Below are 2,942 nucleotides of genomic sequence, written 5' to 3' on the forward strand. Positions count from 1 at the left end.
TTCGAAGACGTTCTCGGTGATCATCGATGTCCCGTCCGCGACGGCAGCGAGACCGATGGCCATGGGCTGCAGGTCGGTCGGAAATCCCGGGTACGGCAACGTCGCGAAGTTGACGGCACGGGGGCGTTCCTTCTGCACGACGTGGAACCCGTCGGCCAGGGGCGTGACCTCGGCACCGGCGCTGCGCAACTTGTCCAGCACCAACGCCAGGTGCTTCGGGTTCACGCCATGGACGCTGAGCTCGCCTCGCGTCATCACTGCCGCGATCCCCCACGTCGCCGCGACGATCCGGTCGCCGATGCAGCGGTGTTCGGTGGGCCGGAGCGAGGCGACGCCCGAGACCCGGAGCGTCGTACTACCCGCACCGCTGATCCGTGCGCCCATCCGCACGAGCATGGTGCACAGATCGACGATCTCGGGTTCGCGGGCAGCGTTGTCGATCGTTGTGTCCCCCTTCGCGAGGACTGCTGCCATCAGGATGTTCTCCGTCGCTCCCACCGAGGGGAACGCCAGGCGGATGGTGGCGCCGTGCAGATCGTCCGCTTCGGCGACGACGCATCCGTGTTCGATCGTCGAATGCGCGCCGAGCAGACGCAGACCTGCCTGGTGCATGTCGAGGGGGCGAGAGCCGATGGCGTCACCGCCGGGCAGGGCCACGATCGCCTTGCGGCATCGGGCGACCAGCGGACCCAGCACGCAGACCGATGCCCGGAACTGGCGCACGGCCGCGAAGTCGGCGCGGTACTCCGGTTCGGCAGGTGTCGTGATGCGGACCGCGTCGCCGTCGAGCTCGACCTCGCACCCGAGTCCGCGCAGGACGTCGGCCATCAAGGGCACGTCGAGGATGTCGGGGCAGTTGGTGATCGTGGTCGTGCCTTCGGCCAGCAGAGCTGCGGCCATCAACTTGAGGACACTGTTCTTGGCACCCCCGACGACGACGTCGCCGGAAAGGCGGCTCCCACCTGTGACAAGAAAGCGTTCACTCACAACGACACAGCGTAACGGCGTGTCCGCCGGAAGAGCAGAGCCGGTACCGTGACGCCCATGGCAGTCCACCTCACACGGATCTATACGCGCACCGGAGACGACGGAACGACGGGGCTCAGCGACTTCTCCCGCGTCTCGAAGAACGACCCTCGTCTGATCGCCTACGCCGATTGCGACGAGACCAACGCGGCGATCGGTGTGGCGCTCGCACTGGGCGTGCTGCCGGAACGGCTCGTCTCGGTCCTTCGGCAGATCCAGAACGATCTCTTCGATGCCGGCGCCGACCTGTCGACTCCCGTTGTGGAGAACCCGAAGTACCCGCCGCTGCGCATCACGCAGCAGTACATCGATCGACTCGAGGGCTGGTGCGACGAGTTCAACGAAGAGCTGGAACCGCTCGATTCGTTCATTCTTCCGGGTGGCACGCCGGGCGCTGCTCTGCTGCACACCGCCAGGACGGTCGCGCGACGCGCCGAACGGTCGGCGTGGGCGGCGGTGGATGCTGCTCCGGACGACACCAACGTCTTGCCGGCGAAGTACCTGAACCGGCTCTCGGATCTTCTCTTCATCCTGTGCCGGATCGCGAACCCGGACGGAGACGTGCTGTGGAAGCCTGGAGCAGGAGCGTGACGAAGTCTCTCTAGAGGGGGCGGCGGCGCTGCGACCGGCCGTCGGGCCTGGATTCGACCCAGGACATGAAGGCCATCAAAGCGCCGCTGTCGAGCGCGATCTCGTACGAGTCGTCGCGGTCGACCACATCGAGGATCACGATGTCCTCGGTCATGATGTCGAATTCGGTGCTCTTCGGCGACCGCCGCGACCGCACGTCGATGCCCTGACGGGCCAAGCGCACGTCGGGTCCGGGCCGAAGGCTCGAAAGCCTGTAGAACGCGAGTGTCTCGTCGCCGTAACGGACGATTCCGTGCCTCCAGCCGGAACCCTCGTTCTGAGGCATCACTCGTAGGATCGCGGCGGTACCCCCGCCGCGCAGTGTGAACAGTCGGTACAACAAAGCCGCGACGGAGACCGCGAGCAGCACCACAAGGATAGTGAGAATCAGAAATCCGAGTGACACTGCTCGTCGGCTCCGTCGCGGCTTCTCGTTGTTCGACGATCAGGCTCGTTCGACAGCCCGCAGGCGGCCTCGGGCCGCTGCGATCTCCGACTCGTCACGATTCTCATCGTTCAGAGCCGACTTGGCTGCCTCGACGTCGATGTCCTCCACGCGGTCGGCGGCTTCGGCGAGCACCGTCACCGTCGTCGCGGTCACCGAGAGGAATCCGCCATGGACGGCCATGACGATCCGCTGACCGTCCGCGGTCCTGACGGACACGACGCCACCCTCGACGAGCTGGCCGAGCACGGGCTCGTGACCGGGCATGATGCCGATCTCGCCCTCGGTGGTCTGGGCGGTGACGAGAGTCGCCGATCCGGACCACACACGCTCCTCGACGGCAACGATGTCCACGCTCATCTCAGCCACGGTGGCCTACTTTCCGGCGATCTTCTTGGCTGCAGCCTCGACGTCGTCGAGTCCACCGCAGCTGTTGAACGCCTGCTCGGGCAGGTGGTCGAACTCACCCTTGCACACGCGGTCGAAGGCTTCGATGGTGTCGGCGAGCGGCACGACCGAACCCGGCTGACCCGTGAACTTCTCGGCGACGATGAAGTTCTGGCCGAGGAACTTCTGGAGACGACGGGCACGGGCGACCGTGACCTTGTCCTCTTCGGAGAGCTCGTCCATACCGAGGATGGCGATGATGTCCTGCAGTTCCTTGTACTTCTGCAGGATGCGCTTGACCTCGTTGGCCACCCGGAAGTGGTCGGCACCGACGATGCCCGGCTCGAGGATTCGCGAGGTCGACGTCAGCGGGTCCACAGCGGGGTAGATACCCATCTGCGAGATCGGACGCGAAAGCTCGGTGGTCGCATCGAGGTGGGCGAACGTCGTGGCC

Annotated in this window: 5 protein-coding genes; 1 reads left to right on the top strand and 4 read right to left on the bottom strand. The window is 65.8% G+C overall.

The features are described from left to right. Window positions 1-987: UDP-N-acetylglucosamine 1-carboxyvinyltransferase (murA, locus tag R1101_RS0120175; RefSeq protein WP_037224269.1), on the bottom strand; the 987-nt coding region annotated here is incomplete at its 3' end. 57 nt (window positions 988-1,044) lie between these two features. On the opposite strand from murA, the gene R1101_RS0120180 reads away from it, so the two are divergent. Further along, complete coding sequence (locus R1101_RS0120180; protein WP_016935109.1) at window positions 1,045-1,617, top strand: cob(I)yrinic acid a,c-diamide adenosyltransferase; 573 nt, start codon at window positions 1,045-1,047, stop codon at window positions 1,615-1,617. A 10-nt stretch (window positions 1,618-1,627) separates the two neighbouring features. Here R1101_RS0120180 and R1101_RS0120185 read toward each other — a convergent pair whose 3' ends face one another. From R1101_RS0120185 to R1101_RS0120195, 3 genes are all read right to left on the bottom strand, one after another. Next, a complete protein-coding gene (locus R1101_RS0120185; RefSeq protein ID WP_026003509.1) occupies window positions 1,628-2,062 on the bottom strand; it encodes a DUF2550 domain-containing protein in 435 nt (144 codons plus the stop codon). Between the two features lie 39 nt (window positions 2,063-2,101). Then, the gene (locus R1101_RS0120190) at window positions 2,102-2,470 is read right to left on the bottom strand and encodes a F0F1 ATP synthase subunit epsilon (RefSeq protein WP_026003510.1); all 369 of its coding nucleotides are present in this window, start codon (window positions 2,468-2,470) and stop codon (window positions 2,102-2,104) included. A gap of 6 nt (window positions 2,471-2,476) precedes the next feature. Continuing rightward, window positions 2,477-2,942, bottom strand: a 466-nt coding sequence (locus R1101_RS0120195) for an ATP synthase beta subunit C-terminal domain-containing protein (RefSeq protein WP_026003511.1), incomplete at its 5' end; no start/stop codon positions are given.

Origin of the sequence: Rhodococcus sp. R1101 (genome assembly GCF_000278445.1) — a bacterium.
Classification (GTDB): domain Bacteria; phylum Actinomycetota; class Actinomycetes; order Mycobacteriales; family Mycobacteriaceae; genus Rhodococcus; species Rhodococcus gordoniae.